The 23,941-nt window shown below is 54.1% G+C and carries 19 protein-coding genes and 1 pseudogene; 7 read left to right on the top strand and 13 right to left on the bottom strand.

Features of this window, described 5'->3' with window-relative positions; translation table 11 throughout:
• Nucleotides 1-97: 97 nt before the first annotated feature.
• Complete coding sequence (locus tag ABIE61_RS11565) at nt 98-3,979, bottom strand: choice-of-anchor I family protein (protein ID WP_354409622.1); 3,882 nt, start codon at nt 3,977-3,979, stop codon at nt 98-100.
• A 96-nt stretch (nt 3,980-4,075) separates the two neighbouring features.
• A complete protein-coding gene (locus ABIE61_RS11560; protein ID WP_354409620.1) occupies nt 4,076-5,212 on the bottom strand; it encodes a hypothetical protein in 1,137 nt (378 codons plus the stop codon).
• A 738-nt stretch (nt 5,213-5,950) separates the two neighbouring features.
• Here ABIE61_RS11560 and ABIE61_RS11555 point away from each other — a divergent pair.
• The 3 genes from ABIE61_RS11555 (at nt 5,951) to ABIE61_RS11545 (ending at nt 11,146) form a co-directional block, all read left to right on the top strand.
• On the top strand, nt 5,951-6,766 hold the full coding sequence (locus ABIE61_RS11555) for an FkbM family methyltransferase (RefSeq protein ID WP_354409618.1): 816 nt from the start codon (nt 5,951-5,953) through the stop codon (nt 6,764-6,766).
• A gap of 82 nt (nt 6,767-6,848) precedes the next feature.
• Nucleotides 6,849-9,536 (top strand): Mur ligase family protein, encoded by a 2,688-nt coding sequence (locus ABIE61_RS11550; protein ID WP_354409616.1) that lies wholly within the window; start codon nt 6,849-6,851, stop codon nt 9,534-9,536.
• Nucleotides 9,537-9,559: 23 nt separating this feature from the next.
• On the top strand, nt 9,560-11,146 hold the full coding sequence (locus ABIE61_RS11545) for a PD-(D/E)XK nuclease domain-containing ATP-binding protein (protein ID WP_354409613.1): 1,587 nt from the start codon (nt 9,560-9,562) through the stop codon (nt 11,144-11,146).
• 332 nt (nt 11,147-11,478) lie between these two features.
• Here ABIE61_RS11545 and ABIE61_RS11540 read toward each other — a convergent pair whose 3' ends face one another.
• The gene (locus ABIE61_RS11540) at nt 11,479-12,348 is read right to left on the bottom strand and encodes an Rpn family recombination-promoting nuclease/putative transposase (RefSeq protein ID WP_354409610.1); all 870 of its coding nucleotides are present in this window, start codon (nt 12,346-12,348) and stop codon (nt 11,479-11,481) included.
• 134 nt (nt 12,349-12,482) lie between these two features.
• Nucleotides 12,483-12,656, bottom strand: a complete 174-nt coding sequence (locus ABIE61_RS18860) for a JAB domain-containing protein (protein ID WP_502915055.1) — start codon at nt 12,654-12,656, stop codon at nt 12,483-12,485.
• Between the two features lie 294 nt (nt 12,657-12,950).
• On the opposite strand from ABIE61_RS18860, the gene ABIE61_RS11530 reads away from it, so the two are divergent.
• Entirely contained in the window at nt 12,951-14,537 is a 1,587-nt protein-coding gene (locus ABIE61_RS11530; protein ID WP_354409607.1) for a PD-(D/E)XK nuclease domain-containing ATP-binding protein, read from the top strand.
• Between the two features lie 34 nt (nt 14,538-14,571).
• Here the strand turns inward: ABIE61_RS11530 and ABIE61_RS11525 are convergent, their stop codons facing one another.
• The 3 genes from ABIE61_RS11525 to ABIE61_RS11515 are packed head-to-tail and all read right to left on the bottom strand — an operon-like array spanning nt 14,572 to nt 16,664.
• Complete coding sequence (locus ABIE61_RS11525) at nt 14,572-14,970, bottom strand: hypothetical protein (protein WP_354409604.1); 399 nt, start codon at nt 14,968-14,970, stop codon at nt 14,572-14,574.
• On the bottom strand, nt 14,939-15,112 hold the full coding sequence (locus ABIE61_RS11520; RefSeq protein ID WP_354409601.1) for a hypothetical protein: 174 nt from the start codon (nt 15,110-15,112) through the stop codon (nt 14,939-14,941). Before ABIE61_RS11520 ends, ABIE61_RS11525 begins: the two co-directional genes overlap by 32 nt.
• 31 nt (nt 15,113-15,143) lie before the next feature.
• Nucleotides 15,144-16,664 carry a hypothetical protein gene (locus ABIE61_RS11515; protein ID WP_354409598.1) on the bottom strand — a complete coding sequence of 507 codons (1,521 nt, stop codon included), beginning with the start codon at nt 16,662-16,664 and terminating at the stop codon, nt 15,144-15,146.
• Nucleotides 16,665-16,794: 130 nt separating this feature from the next.
• Here ABIE61_RS11515 and ABIE61_RS11510 point away from each other — a divergent pair, with 130 nt between their 5' ends.
• Together ABIE61_RS11510 and ABIE61_RS11505 are read left to right on the top strand one after the other, a co-directional pair.
• Nucleotides 16,795-17,496 (top strand): LexA family protein, encoded by a 702-nt coding sequence (locus ABIE61_RS11510; protein WP_354409597.1) that lies wholly within the window; start codon nt 16,795-16,797, stop codon nt 17,494-17,496.
• A gap of 185 nt (nt 17,497-17,681) precedes the next feature.
• On the top strand, nt 17,682-19,274 hold the full coding sequence (locus tag ABIE61_RS11505; RefSeq protein WP_354409595.1) for a PD-(D/E)XK nuclease domain-containing ATP-binding protein: 1,593 nt from the start codon (nt 17,682-17,684) through the stop codon (nt 19,272-19,274).
• Here the strand turns inward: ABIE61_RS11505 and ABIE61_RS11500 are convergent.
• The 3 genes from ABIE61_RS11500 to ABIE61_RS11490 form a co-directional block, all read right to left on the bottom strand.
• Nucleotides 19,265-19,582, bottom strand: a complete 318-nt coding sequence (locus ABIE61_RS11500; protein WP_354409592.1) for a nucleotidyltransferase domain-containing protein — start codon at nt 19,580-19,582, stop codon at nt 19,265-19,267. The genes ABIE61_RS11505 and ABIE61_RS11500 overlap by 10 nt on opposite strands.
• On the bottom strand, nt 19,572-19,997 hold the full coding sequence (locus tag ABIE61_RS11495) for a nucleotidyltransferase substrate binding protein (protein ID WP_354409589.1): 426 nt from the start codon (nt 19,995-19,997) through the stop codon (nt 19,572-19,574). The genes ABIE61_RS11500 and ABIE61_RS11495 overlap by 11 nt, the downstream gene beginning before the upstream one ends.
• Nucleotides 19,998-20,152: 155 nt before the next feature.
• Nucleotides 20,153-20,638 carry an RpnC/YadD family protein gene (locus ABIE61_RS11490; RefSeq protein ID WP_354409586.1) on the bottom strand — a complete coding sequence of 162 codons (486 nt, stop codon included), beginning with the start codon at nt 20,636-20,638 and terminating at the stop codon, nt 20,153-20,155.
• Between the two features lie 294 nt (nt 20,639-20,932).
• Here ABIE61_RS11490 and ABIE61_RS11485 point away from each other — a divergent pair, with 294 nt between their 5' ends.
• Entirely contained in the window at nt 20,933-22,519 is a 1,587-nt protein-coding gene (locus tag ABIE61_RS11485) for a PD-(D/E)XK nuclease domain-containing ATP-binding protein (protein ID WP_354409583.1), read from the top strand.
• Here ABIE61_RS11485 and ABIE61_RS11480 read toward each other — a convergent pair.
• The 3 genes and pseudogenes from ABIE61_RS11480 to ABIE61_RS11470 form a co-directional block, all read right to left on the bottom strand.
• Nucleotides 22,510-22,827 (bottom strand): nucleotidyltransferase domain-containing protein, encoded by a 318-nt coding sequence (locus ABIE61_RS11480; RefSeq protein ID WP_354409581.1) that lies wholly within the window; start codon nt 22,825-22,827, stop codon nt 22,510-22,512. The genes ABIE61_RS11485 and ABIE61_RS11480 overlap by 10 nt on opposite strands.
• A complete protein-coding gene (locus ABIE61_RS11475) occupies nt 22,817-23,242 on the bottom strand; it encodes a nucleotidyltransferase substrate binding protein (RefSeq protein ID WP_354409578.1) in 426 nt (141 codons plus the stop codon). The genes ABIE61_RS11480 and ABIE61_RS11475 overlap by 11 nt, the downstream gene beginning before the upstream one ends.
• Before the next feature lie 156 nt (nt 23,243-23,398).
• Nucleotides 23,399-23,941 (bottom strand): annotated as a pseudogene (locus ABIE61_RS11470) (hypothetical protein); the annotation flags it as partial.

Genomic DNA, 23,941 nt, shown 5'->3' with positions numbered 1-23,941 from the left:
GCTGAAACAGACCACTCAGGCACCGCTGTGTGCCACTGCATAGCGAGATGGCAGGTGACGGCCCCAGGGTCGCCACCTGCCTGATGGTGCAGAACCGTTACCCGACCAGGTAATCAACCCCCTCTGCCATAATACCGAGCAGGTTGAGCTGATGCTCTTCACTCACGAAGAAGCCCAGCACCACATCCTGGCGCTGTGCGTTGCCATTCAACAAACTGCCCCAGTAGTCCAGTCCGCCTTGATCATACTCGCGCCCCAACAGATCGGTGTACAGCGCCTCAATGAATTGAGCATCGCTGCCAAGCCCACGGGCGTTGAACTCAGCACTGGCCATCACACTGGCGATCATATGCTGTTCGCTCATGCCCTGCTCCATCTGTTCAACCCAGTAGCCCGCACCGGCCGCTTCACTTTCGCGCCCCAGCAATCCGCGATAGACACTTTCCACAAGCGCAACCTCGGTATCGGTACCGAATACCAGGCGGTGGTCGGCGCTGCCCAGCTGATCAAGATCAATCAACGCAGCAGTACCGGACCCTTCAAACGCCACTGCCAGCTGCGGTTTGCCGGTGGCGGAGTCACTGGCGGGAATGAACGTGATCACCTCTGGTGACACATGCCCCCAGGCTTCAGCATCAATATAACCGATAAACTCCGACTGAGCCGGCTGACTGATGTTGTAGACCATTATGCCGTTGTCGCGCTCCAGCCCAATAAAGGCGTAGGTGTCTTCGCCAATTGTTCCAAGTGCGATCGCTTCCGGCTCTGGCCCTTTATTGTCAGAGCGGCCTTCCAGTTCTCCCGCGTCGTGATTGAACCGCTCGGGTCGAATCTCGGCAAGAATCCGTTCGAACTGATCACCACTGTCGAACACTTCATTACCTTCGGCGTCGTACAGTGTGAAGGAGCGCGAACCGTAGGCAAACAGCTGGTCATAGCCCCCATCACCGTCGATGTCACCGTCGATACCCGACACCTGCAGCCGTCCCAGTTGGCTATCGGCCTGAAGCTCAGCCGCATCGGGAAATGCAGTGGCATCCAGCGTCAGGTTTTTGATACGGACATCTGCGTCACGGGCATCACCTTCGTTAGCCGTGGCGAAATACGTCATACCGCCAATTTCGGCGCTGGCAATTGCATCCGGCATCCGCAGGCCAAACACCGGCCAGTTCTGGATATTGATGGCATTGTCACGATCAGAGGCATCCAGCCCATTACCGGTCAGGCTATGGTCAGTTGTACCCAGCGGCAACAGATCCGTAAACGTTGCACTGGCCAGGTCCAGCACAGCCACCGTGTTGGCTTCTTGCAGTGTAACAAACGCCTGCATGCCATCAGGGCTGAGTGCAATGTATTCCGGCTCAAAGTCGACTGATGGGGCCTTGCCAGGGAACAGGCGTACACCTTGCTCGCGCAATGCGTCTTCCTGTCCATCAAAGGCCTCAAAACCCACAAACTGAACTGAAGCGTTGTCTACACCTGCAGAGAAATCGATCAGGCTAACCCCACCGGCCGGGTCAAACTCGGCCGACACCGGCTCACCTTCAATCGCAACCAGCAGCTTTTGACCGTCGGCCGTGAACCTGAGCATATCAGGCAGAACCCCGCCTGCATTCACGGTATTGAGCAATTCTCCAGTTTCCGCCGAGAACAGCGCAATGGTGCCGTTAGCGCCACCGGCACTGTCAATGGCCGCTGCAACGATACCATTGGATACCGCCACCGAGGTGACGCCATCGAAACCGTCAATGCCCGTCAAATCAAGTGCATTCAGGTGTTCGCCACTGGCCGCATCATAAATATCGATTCGACCGAGCGCGCCGTTGGTTGAATACAGCTTACCGCCCGCAACCGTCACGACTTCTGACCCAGCCTCACCCACACCCGAGTCAAATATGGCGGCCAATGTGGCTTTCAGGATCTGAGCATCCAGCGCCTCTTCCCACGTGCTCTTCATGGATGACAACACACTGTCTTCACGGTAGGCCAGGTTCTGAATTCGAGTGTCATCCCCCTTGGCTGTGTCAGCTGCACCGTAAGCGTTTTCAGCATATTGGGCCTGCAGGTACTCTGCGAACGCATCCTGTTCCGTACCCGGGGCGACGGCGGTAGCCGTTCCCTCTTTAAGCCCTGCTTCGCTCAGGTCGATACGCTCATCGACGGTTCCATTTTCGGCCAGGAAACGAGCGAATGGGTAAGCGTCGCCACCATCAGCCAGGAAACTGAGGGTTACAACACGCACATGCGCGTCGGTATCGCCAATGAAGCGGCCATTTTCCACAAGCCGGTCCAGTACTACACCGGCTTCATCGGTAATGGCCGCACTGACAATGCGCGCACCGGCAGGCTGACTCCAGTCAAAGCTGAAATTCACGCCTGACACCTGTGCAAACTGACCCGGTGTGGCTCCTTCCGCCGATGCCGCAACTGCATGTTCCAGCACTTCTACGAGCTGGGCACGGGTCAGAGTGAGTATGGAAAGCGCGTTATTGAAACGCAGAGACGACTCGATATCCAGCTGGGATATTTCTCCCTCGGCCTTACCCGCAACATCATTGGCCTGCGGCGGCAGCAGTTCGTATTCTCCTTCAGAGCCAACCGCAAAGGTTGTTCCGATCGGCTCACGGATACCGCCACCATTTTTGATCGATACTGTCACCGTCTCATCGACCTGACGGGCGTACCACAGATTCGCGTCAGCGGTGAGGTTGCCCAGGTTTGTCTCTTCGGTGCGCACAAAGGCACGTTCACCTTGCAGGTAGACGTCTGTCTTGCCGTAGATGATGCCATCCTTTGCCGAGACCAGATCAGCCACAGACCCCACAAGAGCCTGAGCAATCGCCCCCTTGGAGCCCTCAGCATAGGCCGCATCCAGGCTACCCCAAAGTGCACTGGCGGTCTCATCAGTCGCGGTGTACACCGTTGAATTGGCATCTGTTATCGATTCGGTAACGATACGCCCCTGCTCGTCAAACTCGACCTGCAACTGACCTACATAGCGCCAGCCGCCATCCGTGTTAATCAGTACCACATCATTACCGGCGGCGTCCTGGGTCAGGATCGGGTAGGCATCGTAAGCTGTTGCCCCCGAGCCGGGATACAGGGCATCTCCATCATCCAGCAAGAGCGCATTGGAGCCGCCCGCCATGACGATGTCCACCCCATCAAGCAGGCCCACCAGCTGCTCTTCCAACTGTATCTGCTGCAGGTGAGTCATGAGGATGATCTTGTTAACACCCTGTGCCTCAAGGGCATCAATATACACTTGTAGCTGTTGCGCCAGCAGAGCCATATCATTGCTGTCGGTGCCAACAACATCAACGCCGCCGGTGCTGGAAATGCTTTCCAGTATCTGGGTGGTCGCACCGATGATACCGATACGCTCGCCACCTTCTTCAACAATGGTGGCCGGGGCGATTCGTGCACTGCCTGCCGCAAATGTCAGCGACTCCAAGTCCATTGCGAAATCCGTGCTCTGCAGGATCTCATCGGTGTATTGGCCCGCCAGCGCGCTGTCTGCCGAAAAGTCCAGGTTGGCACTCAAATAGGGGAATTGGCTGCCCAGCCAACGAACGCTACCAAGGTCATCACCTCGAATGTCAGCCCGGAGCAGATCAGCCAGTGCGTTGGTGCCTTGGTCAAACTCATGATTGCCCAGGGTAATGGCATCGGCACCCAACAGGTTTGCCAGGGTCAAATCGACCCGTCCTGCGCCCTCACGCACGTCACTCAGTGTACCGGGGGCCAGCCCCAACCACTCTTCGTTGGCACGCTGGATCGCACTGCGCAGCAGCGAGTCCCCGGCAGCCGCCATAAACGGCCCCGGCAAAACCAGGTCACCACTGGAGAGGAACAGCGAGTTGGCAGATTGGTCTTCAAGATGATCAACAATTGAAACGAACGCAGGTGCATTCAGCAGGTCACCGCCGCCACCTTCCATATCGGACGCATGCAGGATTTGCAGAGTGTAATTGGCCATAAAAACCCCTTCACTGGATTCGTGATGTAAAGGGTCATGGTTCACTACAGAGTTGACAATCGAATGATGGAATTATGACGATTGCAGATAATGAGGCTATCGTTTTGCCCGTGCCAGCTGACGTGCCGTTCGCCACAATAGATCGACATCCGTGGGATCAAGTGCACCCTTCTGGACCATGGCCACAATGGACTGAAGGTGTCGGCGCGGCCGATCAGGTACAGTTGCAAGACTGATTGCCGTTGAAATAGCGCACTCCGCACCATCCACATCGCTCTGCGCCAGCGATTCGTCATGCGAGCTGCCGGAAGCCGGCCACAAGGTTGCAGGCGGCAAAATACCTGCCAGCTGAAACACGCGCTTTTCTGGGTCTGTCAAGCCCGCTTGCTCTATCAGGCTTTCAGTACTGTCGGCGATGATGACCTGATCGGTGACACGCACTGGCACTGAGCCCGCCTCTTTGCCTGCCGATTTCAAAGGTTGCTCAAGGTGCCGATGCAACAACCAGTACCCAAACCGCTCACCATACAGCGCAAGACTCAGAGCCGGCATGCCACTGCCGTTGTCCTGTTCTGATTGCCCACTCACTTTGCTTAACAGCGTGACATCGACAGCCAGGTCAGCCTGCCCTGTGCGAGGTAACACTCTGGATTCAACCGGACCAAACTGGCCCAAACTGCCCTCGCACGCCAACTTCACTGCCGCTTCGGGTGTATCAGCCCTAAACCGGGTCGCCAGCCAGCGCCCCAGCGACTGCTGCAAGGCCGTCTCAAATGTATCGGTTGCGTCAGATACCGGTGGCTGGTCTGGATCACCCGGTGTCAAAAAACGTTTCCACGGCAACCGGATATCTACAGTCTCTGGGGCCTTCAAAAGCGTAAATATATACGCAAGCTCGGCCTCTGAATCATCGTTATGGGTCGGGACAAGTTCAGCACACATACGTCCGACCGGTGGCAGCGGCCCTCGCGGCACCCAGCCATCGCTGGTCAATTCACCCTGTATGCGTAACGCCCTGCCTTGTTGCGGGTACACATAGCACTCGACAGAAAACACCAACCGGCGGGCATGGTCGTTACCCTCAACGGTCAGTGACTGAGGCGACACCAGGCCAACAGAAACCTTGTCTTCTGGCTCCACATATTGATACAACGAGGCTCGGGCGGTGTTAGCCAGCCGAACGTTAATAACGTGAGCCTGTTTGGCTTGATCAATGGTTTGGTCGCCGTTCACCCTGTACCCCTGTCTGTCGATTACTCATAGCTCCTGTTGAGCTTGGCCTAGCAGTCTGTCGGATTAACGGGGCTCGTCGGAGTGACAGAGCCCTGCTTCGCGACCACTAACTCACATCTACGTGTCCAAATCGTGAGTAAATAGCCACCCATCGTAAAGATAAGGTGGAGCCCACAGAACATTATCCGCGCTGGTGTTGGTATTGCCAAGTCAGTGCGCATGGAAGATGCGCTATATGAGCCTGCTTTCATGCGCCTGTTTGCTCAGTTATCACTGAAGCCAGTCGTGCAGGTCATTGATGACGCAGTGCAGTACAGCAGCACGGCCAAAAGGGCATGACTGAATACACCAACATCTATGAACGCCCCAGAAAACAACAGTGGTGCCAAAACAAGGCCGTTTTTGAGCCACTGCCTTGGCCGCATCAGCTTGATTAAGTTCGGTGTTTGAGCTAGAGGCAAGCGGGCCATTACGGTATCATGCATTTTTTAACATCGGCGCTATCATTGAATTTTTACCTCGTTCAGGGAAGGTGTGATCAAGTTCGCCACACGGGATAATGCTGATTGCACATGATCGAGGACGCATAAGATGGATCAGCAAGGAAAAGCTCCAGGGCCGAATGGATAAGCTGATTCCATGGGCACGCCTCGTTGAACTTAACCAATGCTTTTTAAAATATAACAAAGCCTTTTGAGAACAGCTTTAAAATCAAAATCAGTTACAACTGGAGATAATATGACAAATTCTAGAGAGTTAAATATAAACATTGGTGGGCGTGACTACGTTATTGCTTCAGATGATAACTATCTTGAACATATCAAGACCGGCTTCGAGCCAGAAATGGTTAAATTATTTAAGACATTAGCTGCTAACAGTGAATCACTTCTAGATATCGGTGCCAATATAGGGTGCACTGCTCTGCTGTTTAGTGAGCTTGCTAAAGCGGTTTATGCATTCGAGCCGTCACCAACAACTTTCGAGTATCTTAAGAAGAACGTATCTAAATCTGAAGCAAAAAATATATTTTTGCAGAACATAGGCTTAGGTGATGAGCCCGGTACATCAACCTTGACCTTCTCCCCATCCAATAGATCAGGTGGCTTTGTTTCTAACCAAACACAAGCCCCCATGGATCATACTGTAGAAAAAATAGTCATCAGACAGTTAGACGAAGTAATCAACTCTCTGGATGTCCAGAATATATCTTTTATTAAGATCGATGTGGAAGGTTTTGAAGGGCATGTTCTACGCGGCGCAACAAAAACACTACTATCTAACAAACCAGTGGTTGTGCTGGAGCTAAACCATTGGTGCCTGAATGCTTTTCAACGCACGTCCGTACCGGATTTCTTAGATCTCCTTCGTTCAATATTCCCTATTCTGTTAGCGGTAGACGGCTCAAACTACTTAGATTTACATAACGAAGACGACAGTTATGTTGTTATGTATCATCATATTATTCGAATGCGTTTTCAAAATATCGTTGCCTGCTTTGATGAAGATCAAATTAAACAATTTAAAACCTCATATCAGCATGGCTTTACAGAATAGGCATGATTGATCAAAACACAATCCCCTCAGTTGAGGTCAATCAGATTTTCAACAGCCTGCTAGACCGTTGGAGTCTGCATCCTTGTCTACAATAAAAATTACTCGACTGACGCTGTATGCGGGCAGTCAATCAGGCTTGGAGGACCGCACTGCCCACATGGAGGTGGAGATTCCTGGCAATCTGCCCGAGCAATGGCAGACGCTGCCGCCGAGCAGCATCCACTACGCCATGCAGGCGCTGTGTCCGAACAGCGGCTGGTTACTGGAGCAACAGCCCGCCTGGCAAATTCCCTTGATGCTGCCAAAGACCCAAGATTTTGCTGAGTCGATGGTGGCGTTGGTGGTGCTATTGTTACGCGAACTGCGCGAGCCCGTTACCGGTGGCAAGGTACTGGACTCTTGCTCTACCCCAGACGGCAGCCATATTAAACTGCGAGTTGCACTGCCCTGGTGGCGCAAAAACACTCTACGCGAAGGCGTGCAATGGGTACTAAAACTCATGCTGCAATTGTGTGACGGGCGCACGCAGCCAGACACCGGACCACACAACGCTCGTTACATGCAATGGCTCACACACTACAGAAACCAGGGGCTTGCACCCAATACACTGGCCTTTGCCGATGCGGCACGTGTGCGACAGATACCGATCACCACCCGTGACCGAGAGCTACTATTGGGCTGGGGACACCTGCAACACCGCTTCGAAAGCAGCTTCACTGGTCGAACATCCGCTCTGGGGGCACGTAACGCCCGTGACAAGCTCACAACCTATCGCATATTGGAGCGTGCCTTACTTCCCTTTCCACCGACACTGACCGTCAACTCCCGGGCAACGCTTGCAGAGCAGGCCAATCACCTGGGCTGGCCAGTGGTGCTGAAACCCGCCACAACTGAACAGGGCATTGGTGTCATGCCCAACATCCAAGACGCGCACACGCTCACGCAAGCATTCGACACTGTCTGCACGATTACCGACGCCCGCCTGATACTGCAAAAACATATCGCAGGGCAGGATTACCGTTTGCTTGTAGTGCATGGCACCCTGGTAGCGGCGACTGAACGCCGACCCGCCCAGGTGCGAGGTGACGGCCATCGTAATATTCAACAGCTCATCGGGCAGGCTAATCGAGACCTGAGACGCGGCACCAACAGCCGCAGCCTGATGAAGCGACTACAGCTTGATGATGAAGCACTCAGTTGCCTGGCACAGCAGGGCTGGCAGCGCACCTCCATACCGCCCGCCGGCACTGCCGTACTCCTGCGCAGAACCGCCAATATCAGCACCGGCGGCGATGCCGTGGATGTAACCGACATCATCCACCCGGCAAACCGGGCGCTGGCGATTCGTGCTGCCAGAATTCTGGGCCTGGATATCGCCGGAATCGACTTTATCACCACCGATATCACTGCCCCCTGGATCGACACCGGCGGCGTTATTTGTGAGGTAAATGCCCAACCGGGCTTCCGGCCCCACTGGCTGGCCACACCGGAGCAAGATATTAACGGCCGGGTTCTGGACCTGATTATCGGCCAAAGCAACTGTCGCATCCCGACCGCCGCGATTACCGGTACCAACGGCAAATCGACCACCGCCAATCTGCTGCACCGGATCTGGACCGAAAGCGGCCGCACCGCCGGTGTCTGCACCACCCAACATGTGAAAATCGGCAATACCCTGATCAGCCGCCAAAACCTGTCCGGTTACCCGGGCGCACGGCTGATTCTGGAAGACCCGGCCAGCGAAGCCGCCATCATCGAACTGCCACGCAAGGGGCTGATCCGGTTTGGGCACCCCTGCGACCGGTATGACGTGGCAGCATTGCTGAATGTACAGGACGATCATCTGGGCGAGTTTGGCATAGACAGCCTGGAGCAGATGGCCCGTCTCAAAGGATCTGTACTGGAGCGCGTGCACGGGGCCGCTGTCATCAACGCAGACGACCCACATGCCCTGACCCAGCGAAGCCGTATACAAGAGCCGGTGCGGCTGTGGCTGTTTTCGTGTAACCCCAACAGCAACGCGGCACTGCAGGCCCATATTGCAGCGGGTGGCGATGCTGTCTATGTCGACGACACACCGGCCGGGCGCCAGCTTGTGATTGCCCAGGGCGGCAGCATGACGACACTGATGCCGGTGGCCGATATCGCCTGCACCCAGCACGGCCTCATCGGCTGTAATGTAGCCAATGCCCTGGCTGCCACCGCAATAGCTGTTGCACAGGGTATCGACCACCACAGCATCAGAAAGGGCCTGGCGCTGTTCGGACAGGACCCCACTGAAAACCCCAGCCGGTTTCAGCGCATGCCCGGGTTCCCGTTCGAACTGGTGCTTGATTATGGCCACAACCCGGCGGGCATACTGACATTGTGCGACTATGCCAGGGAGCAGCTGTTGGTATCCGGACGCAAGCGGCTCATATGCTGCACACTGGGCAGTCGGCACCGAAGGCATATAGAGCAGTGCCTGCCGGCCCTGCGTGAGACTTTCGACGATATTTATTTCGCAGGCGACCACGCACGCATCCTCAAAAGCCCGGACTGGAAGCAGCATCAGCAGCCTGTCCAGCACTATATGGGGACACTGGAAGCCCTGCTGCAGGAACATGGCTTCGACATGAACAACACCCGGCTATTCCAGTCACCGGCACTGGCGACTGAGTATGCCCTAAAGGAGAGTCAGCCGGGTGACAGGGTCGTGATACTGGCTGAACCTGAAGATTGCCTACCGGTCATTGACTCTTTGAAACATGATAAGCTGCACTCAGGTTGACCACTCAAGCCACGGAGGTCGTTGTGTCTACTGCACCCACTACACGCCGCAGGCTCCCCATCGGCATTCAGACCTTTGCCGATATCCGCCGGGGCCACTACTACTATGTGGACAAAACACCGCATATCGAGCGGCTGGTCAACCAGAACAAGTATTACTTCCTGTCGCGCCCGCGCCGCTTTGGCAAAAGCCTGCTGCTGGATACCCTGGCCTGCCTGTTCGAGGGCCGTCAGGATCTGTTTGAAGGGCTGTATATTCATGACCGCTGGGACTGGCAGCAGACCTGGCCGGTGATCCGGCTGAGTTTTGGCAGTGGGGTTATGAGCAGCCGTAAAGAACTGGATGAGCGCATCCGCTATCAGCTGCGGGCGAACCGTGAGCGCCTGGGCCTGCCCGCCCTGCCGCCAACCGATATACCCGGCGAGTTTGAGAATCTGGTAAGTCAGGCCCACCTGCACTTCGGCCAGCCGGCCGTGATCCTGATCGATGAATACGACAAGCCCATTCTGGACAACATCCTTGATGCCGACCGTGCCCGCGAACTGCGGGAAGGGCTCAAAAACCTCTACAGCGTGCTCAAGGATGCCGACCCTCACCTGCAGTTTGTGATGCTTACCGGGGTGTCCAAGTTCAGCAAAGTCAGTTTGTTCTCGGGTTTGAACAACCTCAACGATATTACGCTGGATGCGCCCTTCGCCACGATCTGCGGGTATACCGACGCCGACATCGACAGCGTGTTTGCACCCGAACTGCCGGGACTGGAGCGCCAGGCAATCAAGGAGTGGTACAACGGATACCGCTGGGGCGATCAGTCCGTCACCGCTGTGTATAACCCTTTCGATGTGCTGCTGCTGTTCCAAAAGCGTGAGTTTGGCGCCTACTGGTTCGAATCGGCCACCCCCACCTTCCTGGTTGATGTACTCAAACAGCGTGGTGTGTTCACCCCGTCTCTGGATCGTTGGGAAACCGAGTATGAACTGCTCAGCCAGTTCGACGTTGACCAGATCAGTACCGAGGGGCTGCTGTTTCAGGCGGGGTACCTGACTCTTCAGAACGTGACCCAACCCATGTTGGGCTACCGCCAATACATGCTGGGTTTCCCCAATCGTGAGGTGGAGACCAGCCTTAACCACGCTCTGCTGCCAGCTTTGGGCGTTGAGGATGGGCCGCGTCAGCGCCGCACGCTGTTCAGCTGCCTGAAGTCACACGACCTGACCGCACTCGAAACCCATCTCAAGGCCCTGTACGCCGGCCTGCCCCACGACTGGTACCGCAACAACCCCATCGCCCAGTACGAGGGCCACTATGCCAGCGTGTTTTACAGCCACTTTGCGGCCCTGGGGCTGGATGTCACCGTGGAAGATGCCAGCCATCACGGCAAGGTGGACATGACCGTCAAGTTTGGCGGCCATATTTACCTGTTTGAGTTCAAGGTGGTTGAGCAGTTACCTGAAGGCAAGGCGCTGGAACAGATTAAGCTGAAGGGCTACGCCGACAAGTACCGCGCCAGCGGCCAGCCGATCCACCTGATCGGCGTGGAGTTCTCCCGCGAGCAGCGTCAGATCGTGGCGTTTGAGGTGGAGAGTCTGTTTTCAGCTGCTTATGATTGAAAAAAGGTTTTACCTACGCGCTGGATATGTTCGATCAGCGCTGGATTATCAATCTGGGAAGTGACCAGCGGACATCTTCCATTACAGATTCCTGAGAACGATTTCATGCACGGACACTCTGGTGCCCAAACCGGGAGTTGCAAGCTGGAAACATGATAAGTAGCCCTGTATCCATCCCTTTACTCAGCCTTTCATCAGGTTTCGGACCTTTTTCAGCATCATTCAGCAACGACACCTCATCTCGCCGTGCGCGTTCACGCACGAATGCCACGCGGCGTGTCTCTTCATCTGCACTGAGTTGCTTGATGCTGCTCGCTTTTGACTTTCCGGCTTTAATGCTTGAAGAGTTCATCAAGGCTTTTTGCTACCAGGATTTCATCTGTCAGATCTTCTAACTGTTGGGCATTGGATGAGTCCAATTTTTGGCTGGCCCACTCTGGTAAACTACCAAACCTCTTGGTTAGCAAACGAAGGAGTATACGCTGGGCTTCCTCCCGCCGAGCATCATTCAGCAATGACACCTCATCACGCAGTGCGCGTTCACGCACAAACGCCAAACGGCGAGCCTCTTCATCAGCACTGAGCTCACGGATGCGGCTCATTGCCTTCTTAACCGGTTCGTGTGCTACATTGGTCATGGTCAGTTCCTCCTGCCAGTGCTTGAAAAAAGTGACCCATGCGCGAAGTGGGCTTTCGGGTAATCCCAAGCGATCCGCTTTATTCAGTTCGATCAGATTCATCTGCAAGATGTTCCCCAACGTGACATCTGGCTGGGTCTCATCGCGCATTTCAAACCGCCAGGTCGCCTGCTTGCGCTCGTTTTCAGTATCGGTGAACAGATCAAAATCCAGCAAATGCAACCCAACCGACGCCCTTAGGTGCTGGTAATCTTCACCTGCATCCAGTTGCGTGCCCAGGGTCCGGGCCAGGTAGAACAGCCCACGCTTGTGCCAAGCACCGTAGCGGCGTACCTGGATCTCTACATTGTAGCAGTGGCCGTCACCATCTTTTGCCAGCACATCCAGGATGATGTATTTGCCCGTCAACTCACTCGCTTCAATGTTCGGGTTCAGGATCTCAACCGACTCGATGTTCGGCAGATCCGGGCGCAGGTCATTGATCAGATCCACCAGCAGATCCGGTGCCTCTGCAAACAAGCGCTTGAACACATAGTCATTGGTTGGGTCGAGTAAATCGGTCATGGCTACTCCTGTCTGAATACTGACCAGTCTACCACACACGCTACGTGTCATAGGATAGTGCCCGTTGTGTAAAAAAATAACAGGACGGGGTGGCCGCCGTGCTCGCACAAGGCGAACACGACGACCGGTGGTTTTCAAATCAACCCCTTTTCTGCAAAGGAGCAGGTACCTTCATGCGCAACAATGACATGATCCAGTAACCGGATCTCCACGGTGCTCAGGGCTTGCTGCAGCCGATCCGGTTGAATCCGCCAGTCCTCCCCGTAACGGTCACGCAGGCAATACTGGTAAGTATATGAAATAGCCATCCAGGGCGATTTTCCAGGGGCTGTCGTGATCGGTGGTGCGATCCGTATCGGTCTCAGTCATGGGGCCTCCTGTTTACTGGGCACAGGATAGCAGCTTGGCCTTCGCAACGGGAAGCTCAGCACTCTGAGCGTTCAGGGCCTGTCATTGTCAATAGTTCGGGTGGCTTTTCTCTTCGGTCAGCTCACTGCCCAGCAGGGTATCAATCGCGCGTTTGAGCTGCACCCGCCGGTCATTGACTCTTTTAAACATGATAAACTGCCCTCAGGTTGACTACTCAAGCCACGGAGGTCGTTGTGTCTACTGCACCCACTACACGCCGCAGGCTCCCCATCGGCATTCAGACCTTTGCCGATATCCGCCGGGGGCACTACTACTATGTGGACAAAACACCGCATATCGAGCGGCTGGTCAACCAGAACAAGTATTACTTCCTGTCGCGCCCGCGCCGGTTTGGCAAAAGCCTGCTGCTGGATACCCTGGCCTGTCTGTTCGAGGGCCGTCAGGATCTGTTTGAAGGGCTGTATATTCATGACCGCTGGGACTGGCAGCAGACCTGGCCGGTGATCCGGCTGAGTTTTGGCAGTGGGGTTATGCGCAGCCGTAAAGAGCTGGATGAGCGCATCCGCTATCAGCTGCGGGCGAACCGTGAGCGCCTGGGCCTGCCCGCCCTGCCGCCAACCGATATACCCGGCGAGTTTGAGAATCTGGTAAGTCAGGCCCACCAGCACTTCGGCCAGCCTGCCGTGATCCTGATCGATGAATACGACAAGCCCATTCTGGACAACATCCTTGATGCCGACCGTGCCCGCGAACTGCGGGAAGGGCTCAAAAACCTCTACAGCGTGCTCAAGGATGCCGACCCTCACCTGCAGTTTGTGATGCTTACCGGGGTGTCCAAGTTCAGCAAAGTCAGTTTGTTCTCGGGTTTGAACAACCTCAACGATATTACGCTGGATGCGCCCTTCGCCACGATCTGCGGGTATACCGACGCCGACATTGACAGCATATTTGCACCGGAACTGCCAGGACTGGAGCGCCAGGCAATCAAGGAGTGGTACAACGGCTACCGCTGGGGCGATCAGTCCGTCACCGCTGTGTATAACCCTTTCGATGTGCTGCTGCTGTTCCAAAAGCGTGAGTTTGGCGCCTACTGGTTCGAATCGGCCACCCCCACCTTCCTGGTTGATGTACTCAAACAGCGTGGTGTGTTCACCCCGTCTCTGGATCGTTGGGAAACCGAGTATGAACTGCTCAGCCAGTTCGACGTTGACCAGATCAGTACCGAGGGGCTGCTGTTTCAGACGGGGTACCTGACTCTTCAGAACGTGACCCAACCCATGTTGGGCTACCGCCAGTACATGCTGGGTTTCCCCAATCGTGAGGTGGAGACCAGCCTTAACCACGCTCTGCTGCCGGCTTTGGGCGTTGAGGATGGGCCGCGTCAACGCCGCACGCTGTTCAGCTGCCTTAAGTCACACGACCTGACCGCACTCGAAACCCATCTCAAGGCCCTGTACGCCGGCCTTCCCCACGACTGGTACCGCAACAACCCCATCGCCCAGTACGAGGGCCACTATGCCAGCGTGTTTTACAGCCACTTTGCGGCCCTGGGGCTGGATGTCACCGTGGAAGATGCCAGCCATCACGGCAAGGTGGACATGACCGTCAGGTTTGGCGGCCATATTTACCTGTTTGAGTTCAAGGTGGTTGAGCAGTTACCTGAAGGCAAGGCGCTGGAACAGATTAAGCTGAAGGGCTACGCCGACAAGTACCGCGCCAGCGGCCAGCCGATTCATCTGATTGGCGTGGAGTTCTCCCGCGAGCAGCGTCAGATCGTGGCGTTTGAGGTGGAGAGTCTGTTTTCAGCTGCTTATGATTGAAAAAAGGTTTTACCTACGCGCTGGATATGTTCGATCAGCGCTGGATGCGAAGTCTGGCAACAGATTCAGCCGGTAGGCCAGTAACCTCTGAAATCGTGATGTCATCCATTTCAGTCTGAGTAATCAAATTGAAAGCAGTCTCTTGCCTGCCCTCCATGTAGCCTTGTATCCACCCCTGTATCCAACCTTTTATCCATCCCTTTACCCACCCTCTCATCCAAGCTTCCGATTCAGCTTCGGCGAGGCTCACCTGGATACCTTCTTGGATGCCACACTGCAGGCATTCGATGAGGCATGCATCAATGCTGGGGATTTCTCTCTGTATGAGTAGTTTCTGGATTGATTTGTCCATTTTGTAGCGTACCTGATCAGTCGTAGGGTAAAGGGTGGGTATTAAAGAACTATTTCTCTTTTTTCTGATCATGATCTCCATGCACACCCTGCTTAGAATCAGCTTCATGCATGCGTAAAAAATTTTCCCTTTCCTCCGCCATCCTGCGTGTTTCCGGATCAGCGCTTAGCTCTTTCAGGCGCGCCATGGCACGTAAAACAGGCTCGTAGGTGATTTCTTTCATGTTTTTCATACCTCTTGAATATCATTGATTCCTAATGTGCATTTCCAACATTGGCACCCTTAAAAAAACAGGGCCATAGATTTTTTTGCTCTAATAGGTAGATTCTCCACCGAGAAAAGTTGAACCCCCGTTCGTTCAATAGAATCAGTATAGCGAGTGCTTTGACAAGCCTGATATCTTCTACGCAATCAATAGATTCCCACGCCTCACGACTGAGAACGATAGTATTTTGTTGCGCCCCTTTTATAATTAGCTTACGAAAGTAGTCTAGGTCAGACATATTAAACTTAGATTGAAGATCGGTAAGTGCTTCACCTATATAATACCCCAGTGCTTCTGCTATTATCTCTGGGCTTTCAAGTTCTGCTGCTTTACGGTGGTTTTCAATCTGATCCACGAGATAACTCTCACCTTGGCATATATCGTTTTGATTCCCAATGTAAATTGGGTCTTGAGTTTTTTTATCAACTTCTTTCTCCGGTAAGAGCGTATTAGCACTTGAGAAGGCATCCATGCGCATTTTTTTATGCGCTGAGATAATATCTTCAAACTTCAAACGCATTTCTGGCTTCAGCCTGACAAACTTTTCCAAGAGAAGTGCACTATCAATACACGATTGAGTTTCGGGTGGCGCGCTGTCAATGGTTATGGCGTGACGACAAACCATTTCAAGTAGATTTTCTAGCGACGTATTCAAATCTGCTTTAAATTCAGGCGTCGAAAGCACCAAGTCGATCAGAGAATCGATTGCCAGCGTTTCTTTAAAGTAGGCTGACAGCAGTCTGTACACTCTAGGCTGTGACATAGAGCTATAATGTCTCAGCTGCTGCAACAGATACTTGTATAGCTCATCTGGATCTGAGCACTTCACCAGCACGTGCATTGATTCCTGCAGAGGCCCCAGAAACAATCCTTTGAAGCGCCCGATCAACAGTTGTTGATCCTCAAACAGTCCAGCTAGTCGGGTGTAAAGCCTTTCACTATCAAGACAGACGGGAATATCAAAGTCGACTCCAAGCACTGAATTGACCCAAGTTAAAACGTGCTGAGCGGACTCCCTGTCAAAATCACCATGCACAAAACAACGACCGGGGAAGCGGTTTTCGAGCAAAATGCCAACCGCCAATAACGCATAATGATAGGGATAGCCTTGGGTTTTATCTCCGAAAAGTTCAGACCCACTCCCGGTCGGGAAAGTGACATTTTCATCACTTGCCCACAGGACATCCACGTTGCGTGATCGCCAATCAAAGCCAAGCGCCGATGGATCAGGCAAGTACGTGTGAAGATAGCGATAGAGTTTAAAGCTTTCCGCTCTGCAACCAGACGTTCGATCACCAGATATCCGCCAATGTTCTGCTTCACTGCCTCTGCTGCAGAAAATTTCAGTAGTGGTTTGGTATCGGTAAAAACCGCCTATTTTGCAGGCTTCGAACCTCATGAGGGGAGCAGGGAAGCGCTGTAAAAGAATAATACTTTCATTGAAGGTTCTTTGCCAGGCTTCAGGATCAACGTGGTGTACTTGCACCTCAAGACGTATATGAAGACCCATAGAGCGCTCCTGACAAGTGTTTGAGATAACCCAATGATAAGACCATTACGAATAGAATAATGCGTAAATGGATTAATTTCAATGCGCAATCGAATTTCTCTTACACAAGATGTTGCTAGACAATGTGCGAATGAAAAACTCAACAGCCATTGCACAGACATTGCGACACCTCATGGACCGATATGATGAGGGTAAAGGTATCAGCGAAAACGCTTTGTCAAGAGCGACTTACGACATGTTTGGGGAAGAAAACGGCGTGCCCCAGCCGACGATTCACCGTATTTTGTCGGGTACCAGCAAAGACCCCAAGAGTCGTACAATTCTGCGCTTGGCCGAGTTTTTTGGCGTGACCGATTCCCAGCTGCGTGGATATGTTCCGCTGCCTGAGCAGTTTGCCGTTGGCGATGGTGAAGGGGACTATTCGGCCTCTGGCCTGCCTGTTCTGACATGGGAGCAGGCCGACAACGCCGAGTTGGTTCTCGAAAAGATCAAACAAGGCATGATCAAAGTTCAGTTCGAAGCGGCACGGTGCCGAGGACCACATGCATTCACACTCATTGTTCAGGGAGATGCAATGCGGTGCAGCGGTCGTTACTCTTTCCCAGAGGGTACTCGCATTGTCGTTGATACTTCAATTGAGGTCCGTCACGGCGAATTCGTAGTGGCTACAGCTACTGGGTATGCAACGCCGATTTTCCGTCGACTTGAATCAGAAGGGGGGGTGCAACGTCTGGTCCCTCTTAACAAGCGGCCAGGTTACGAGATCATTACAATGTCTTCAGATGACCGGATTATCGGCAAAGTCATTGAATATTATAGCCGTCTCCCCTGAGACTCAGTGAAAAGGGGTCCACCCCCTTTTACTCCGACACTGGCGACTGCGTATGCCCTAAAGGAGAATCGGCCGGGCGATCGAGTCGTGATACTGGCTGAATTTGATCATTGCCCGCCGGTCATCGACTCGTTGAAACATGATAAACTGCCTTCAGGTTGACCACTCAAGCCACGGAGGTTGTTGTGTCTACTGCACCCACTACCACACGCCGCAGGCTCCCCATCGGCATTCAGACCTTTGCCGATATCCGCCGGGGCCACTACTACTATGTGGACAAAACACCGCATATTGAGCGGCTGGTCAACCAGAACAAGTATTACTTCCTGTCGCGCCCGCGCCGGTTTGGCAAAAGCCTGCTACTGGATACCCTGGCCTGTCTGTTCGAGGGCCGTCAGGATCTGTTTGAAGAGCTGTATATTCATGACCGCTGGGACTGGCAACAGACCTGGCCGGTGATCCGGCTGAGTTTTGGCAGTGGGGTGATGCGCAGCCGTAAAGAACTGGATGAGTACATTACTGAGCGGCTGCGCAGCGAAGCCAAACGCCTTGGGGTGACTCTGACGAGCACATCAATACCGGGGCAGTTCCATGATCTCATTCAGCAGGCCCACCAGCACTTCGGCCAGCCGGCCGTGATCCTGATCGATGAATACGACAAGCCCATTCTGGACAACATTCTCGATGCCGACCGTGCCCGCGAACTACGTGAAGGGCTCAAAAACCTCTACAGCGTGCTCAAGGATGCCGACCCTCACCTGCAGTTTGTGATGCTTACCGGGGTGTCCAAGTTCAGCAAAGTCAGTTTGTTCTCGGGTTTGAACAACCTCAACGATATTACGCTGGATGCGCCCTTCGCCACGATCTGCGGATATACCGACGCCGACATCGACAGCGTGTTTGCACCGGAACTGCCGGGACTGGAGCGCCAGGCAATCAAGGAGTGGTACAACGGCTACCGCTGGGGCGATCAGTCCGTCACCGCTGTGTATAACCCTTTCGATGTGCTGCTGCTGTTCCAAAAGCGTGAGTTTGGCGCCTACTGGTTCGAGTCGGCCACCCCCACCTTCCTCATTGATGTACTCAAACAGCGTGGTGTGTATACACCCTCACTGGACTCTGTACAGGCCAGGGCCCAACTTTTGGGCCGGTTCGATGTGGATGACATGAGCACCGAGGGCCTGCTGTTCCAGACCGGCTATATCACCATCAAATCCATGCAGGAGCCCATGCGGGGCTACCGGGTGTATACGCTTGGCTTCCCCAACCGGGAGGTGGAAAGCAGCCTGAATGATTATTTACTGCCGGTGCTGGGCATTGGCCCCAGTGAGGCACAGGCCTACCAGTTAACTCTGCTGGACACGCTGCAACAGCATGACCTGACCGCTCTCGAAGCTCACCTCAAAGCGCTGTACGCGGGCCTTCCCCACGACTGGTACCGCAACAACCCTATCGCCCAGTACGAGGGCCACTATGCCAGCGTGTTTTACAGCCACTTTGCGGCCCTGGGGCTGGATGTGACCGTGGAGGATGCCAGCCATCACGGCAAGGTGGACATGACCGTCAGGTTTGGCGGCCATATTTACCTGTTTGAATTCAAGGTGGTTGAGCAGTTACCTGAAGGCAAGGCGTTGGAACAGATTAAGCTGAAGGGCTACGCCGACAAGTACCGCGCCAGCGGCCAGCCAATCCACCTCATCGGCGTGGAGTTCTCCCGCGAGCAGCGTCAGATCGTGGCGTTTGAGGTGGAGAGTCTGTTTTCAGCTGCTTATGATTGAAAAAAGGTTTTACCTACGCGCTGGATATGTTCGATCAGCGCTGGATTATCAATCTGGGAATAGAGGGACAAATCCACCTGGTACGGCAACAGTAATTCATCAATCTCTGCTTCGATCCGAGTAAAGGTCGGCCAGTCCAGATCCCCCACGATAGTAAGATCGATATCAGACGCTGGTCGATGAGTGCCTTTTGCCCTGGAGCCATAAATCAACACCTGCCTGATCTGGGGATACGTGGCAAAGACCGCCTGATATCGGGCAATATCCTCTTCAGGAAGCCCGAAACGCTCAGATACTTCACAACTCATTTGCCATCTGCCTTTGCCGGGTTTCGAACAGGGTACAGAACTCTGCAAATAAAACTGCATAACGGCCTTGCAGGTTCTCAAGTATTTGCCGGGCCGTTTCTTCATTATAAGTATGTACTGTCCGTTTCCGATCCTGCAACATCGCCATCCATCCGTGGCCATCCAGGATCAGTTCACGCTTGAATGCCTCCCGAATGGCATCACGCGAACCGGAGATTGCCTCCGCGCCCTGCCAAATCAGATAGTCTCTTAACACATTCCAGGCGAGTTCGTAGGTGAACTCAAAGGCTTGTATTGCCCCCTGTTTTTCAATGTTGGACAACGGCCGCTCTTGCATCAAAGACAATGCCTCCTGGAGCTGGGCATAGGCTTTTTTGAAATGGTCGAAACGTTGTGACCAGCGGACATCTTCCATTACAGATTCCTGAGAACGATTTCATGCACAGACACTCTGGTGTCCAAACCGGGAGTTACAAGCTGGAAACATGATAAGTAGCCCTGTATCCATCCCTTTACCCAGCCTTTCATCAAGGCTTCGGACCTGACCCGTTTTTTCATCGCTGCCGTAACTCAGTGCTTACCCAGCAGGGCTTCCAGGCTCTCAGCCGTCAGAACACCCCTCGTCCAGGCATCCAGCTTAGTCGCATCGGCCTGGTTGATCATCTGGGTTGCCCAATCCGGCAGTTCACCAAATTTCAACTCCAGCAAGCCCAAGGCTGTTTCACGCATTGTTTCTAAGCGGCCCTCCATGCGGCCTTCCACACGGCCCTTCTGGATACCGATCAGTTCACCTTCGTGACGGCCCTTCTCCAACCCCACCCGTTCAGCGGTATTGATATACGGCATGTTCTTGTCCTCCTCGATCGCATAGATCGTGTTCAAAAATGCTTCATTCAGACTGCTGGGGAGCTGGATCATCCAATCAATCACGTTGAACAGCTCCAGGATCTGCTGCTTGCTGAAGCCGGGGCTGGTATCAGCCAGCACCGCCAAGCTCACCACATCCACACCGTAGCGGTCACGCAGGCGATATTGGTAAGTATATGAAATAGCCATCCAGGGCGATTTTCCAAGGGCTGTCGTGATCGGTGGTGCGATCCGTATCGGTCTCAGTCATGGGGCCTCCTGTTTACTGGGCACAGGATAGCAGCTTGGCCTTCGCAACGGGAAGCTCAGCACTCTGAGCGTTCAGGGCCTGTCATTGTCAATAGTTCGGGTGGCTTTTCTCTTCGGTCAGCTCACTGCCCAGCAGGGTATCAATCGCGCGTTTGAGCTGCACCCGCCGGTCATTGACTCTTTTAAACATGATAAACTGCCCTCAGGTTGACTACTCAAGCCACGGAGGTCGTTGTGTCCACTGCACCCACCACACGCCGCAGGCTCCCCATCGGCATTCAGACTTTTGCCGATATCCGCCGGGGCCACTACTACTATGTGGACAAAACACCGCATATCGAGCGGCTGGTCAACCAGAACAAGTATTACTTCCTGTCGCGCCCGCGCCGGTTTGGCAAAAGCCTGCTGCTGGATACCCTGGCCTGTCTGTTCGAGGGCCGTCAGGATCTGTTTGAAGGGCTGTATATTCATGACCGCTGGGACTGGCAACAGACCTGGCCGGTGATCCGGCTGAGTTTTGGCAGTGGGGTTATGCGCAGCCGTAAAGAACTGGATGAGCGCATCCGCTATCAGCTGCGGGCGAACCGTGAGCGCCTGGGCCTGCCCGCCCTGCCGCCAACCGATATACCCGGCAAGTTTGAGAATCTGGTAAGTCAGGCCCACCAGCACTTCGGCCAGCCTGCCGTGATCCTGATCGATGAATACGACAAGCCCATTCTGGACAACATCCTTGATGCCGACCGTGCGCGCGAACTGCGGGAAGGGCTCAAAAACCTCTACAGCGTGCTCAAGGATGCCGACCCTCACCTGCAGTTTGTGATGCTTACCGGGGTGTCCAAGTTCAGCAAAGTCAGTTTGTTCTCGGGTTTGAACAACCTCAACGATATTACGCTGGATGCGCCCTTCGCCACGATCTGCGGGTATACCGATGCGGACATTGACAGCGTGTTTGCACCCGAACTGCCGGGACTGGAGCGCCAGGCAATCAAGGAGTGGTACAACGGCTACCGCTGGGGCGATCAGTCCGTCACCGCTGTGTATAACCCTTTCGATGTGCTGCTGCTGTTCCAAAAGCGTGAGTTTGGTGCTTACTGGTTCGAATCGGCCACCCCCACCTTCCTGGTTGATGTACTCAAACAGCGTGGTGTGTTTACCCCGTCTCTGGATCGTTGGGAAACCGAGTATGAACTGCTCAGCCAGTTCGACGTTGACCAGATCAGTACCGAGGGGCTGCTGTTTCAGACGGGGTACCTGACTCTTCAGAACGTGACCCAACCCATGCTGGGCTACCGCCAATACATGCTGGGTTTCCCCAATCGTGAGGTGGAGACCAGCCTTAACCACGCTCTGCTGCCAGCTTTGGGCGTTGAGGATGGGCCGCGTCAGCGCCGCACGCTGTTCAGCTGCCTGAAGTCACACGACCTGACCGCACTCGAAACCCACCTCAAAGCGCTGTACGCCGGCCTGCCCCACGACTGGTACCGCAACAACCCAATCGCGCAATACGAGGGGCACTATGCCAGCGTGTTTTACAGCCACTTTGCGGCCCTGGGGCTGGATGTCACCGTGGAAGATGCCAGCCATCACGGCAAGGTGGACATGACCGTTAAGTTTGGCGGCCATATTTACCTGTTTGAATTCAAGGTGGTTGAGCAGTTACCTGAAGGCAAGGCGCTGGAACAGATTAAGCTGAAGGGCTACGCCGACAAGTACCGCGCCAGCGGCCAGCCGATTCATCTGATTGGCGTGGAGTTCTCCCGCGAGCAGCGTCATATCGTGGCGTTTGAGGTGGAGAGTCTGTTTTCAGCTGCTTATGATTGAAAAAAGGTTTTACCTACGCGCTGGATATGTTCGATCAGCGCTGGATTATCAATCTGGGAATAGAGGGACAAATCCACCTGGTACGGCAACAGTAATTCATCAATCTCTGCTTCGATCCGAGTAAAGGTCGGCCAGTCCAGATCCCCCACGATAGTAAGATCGATATCAGACGCTGGTCGATGAGTGCCTTTTGCCCTGGAGCCATAAATCAACACCTGTCTGATCTGAGGATACGTGGCAAAGACCGCCTGATATCGGGCAACATCCTCTTCAGGAAGCCCGAAACGCTCAGATACTTCACAACTCATTTGCCATCTGCCTTTGCCGGGTTTCGAACAGGGTACAGAACTCTGCAAATAAAATTGCATAACGGCCTTGCAGGTTCTCAAGTATTTGCCGGGCCGTTTCTTCGTTATAAGTATGTACTGTCCGATTCCGATCCTGCAACATCGTCATCCATCCGTGGCCATCCAGGATCAGTTCACGCTTAAATGCCTCCCGAATGGCATCACGCGAACCGGAGATTGCCTCCGCACCCTGCCAAATCAGATAGTCTCTTAACACATTCCAGGCGAGTTCGTAAGTGAACTCAAAGGCTTGTATTGCCCCCTGTTTTTCAATGTTGGACAACGGCCGCTCTTGCATCAAAGACAATGCCTCCTGGAGCTGGGCATAGGCTTTTTTGAAATGGTCGAAACGTTGTGACCAGCGGACATCTTCCATTACAGCTTCCTGAGAACGATTTCATGCACGGACACTCTGGTGCCCAAACCGGGAGTTGCAAGCTGGAAACATGATAAGTAGCCCTGTATCCATCCCTTTACCCAGCCTTTCATCAAGGCTTCGGACCTGACCCGTTTTTTTCATCGCTGCGGTGACTCAATGCTTGCCCAGCAGGGCTTCCAGGCTTTCAGCTGTCAGAACACCCCTCGTCCAGGCATCGAGCTTGGTCGCATCGGCTTGGCGGATCATCTCGGTTGCCCAGTCCGGCAGTGCACCGAACTTTAATTCAAGCAGAGTTAGGGCAGTCTCGCGCTGGTTACGCAGGATACCGATCTGCTCACCTTTCTGGATACCGATCAGCTCACCTTCGTGACGGCCCTTCTCCAACCCCACCCGTTCAGCGGTATTGATATACGGCATGTTCTTGTCCTCCTCGATCGCATAGATCGTGTTCAAAAATGTTGCATTCAGACTGCTGGGGAGCTGGATCATCCAATCAATCACGTTGAACTGCAGTGCACACCCCCAGCGATCATAATTGAATGCCGCTGGCCTGAAGCCGGGGCTGGTATCGGCCAGTACCGCAAGGCTCACCACATCCACCCCGTAGCGGTCACGCAGGCGATACTGGTAAGTATACATCCGTTGTGCAAAAGCGTCCTCTGGCTCGCCCTGCACCTCAACATGAATCAGCACCCA

Source organism: Marinobacterium sp. MBR-111, from assembly GCF_040547585.1.
Lineage (GTDB): Bacteria > Pseudomonadota > Gammaproteobacteria > Pseudomonadales > Balneatricaceae > Marinobacterium > Marinobacterium iners.
This window is presented reverse-complemented; position numbering and strand designations above follow the sequence as displayed.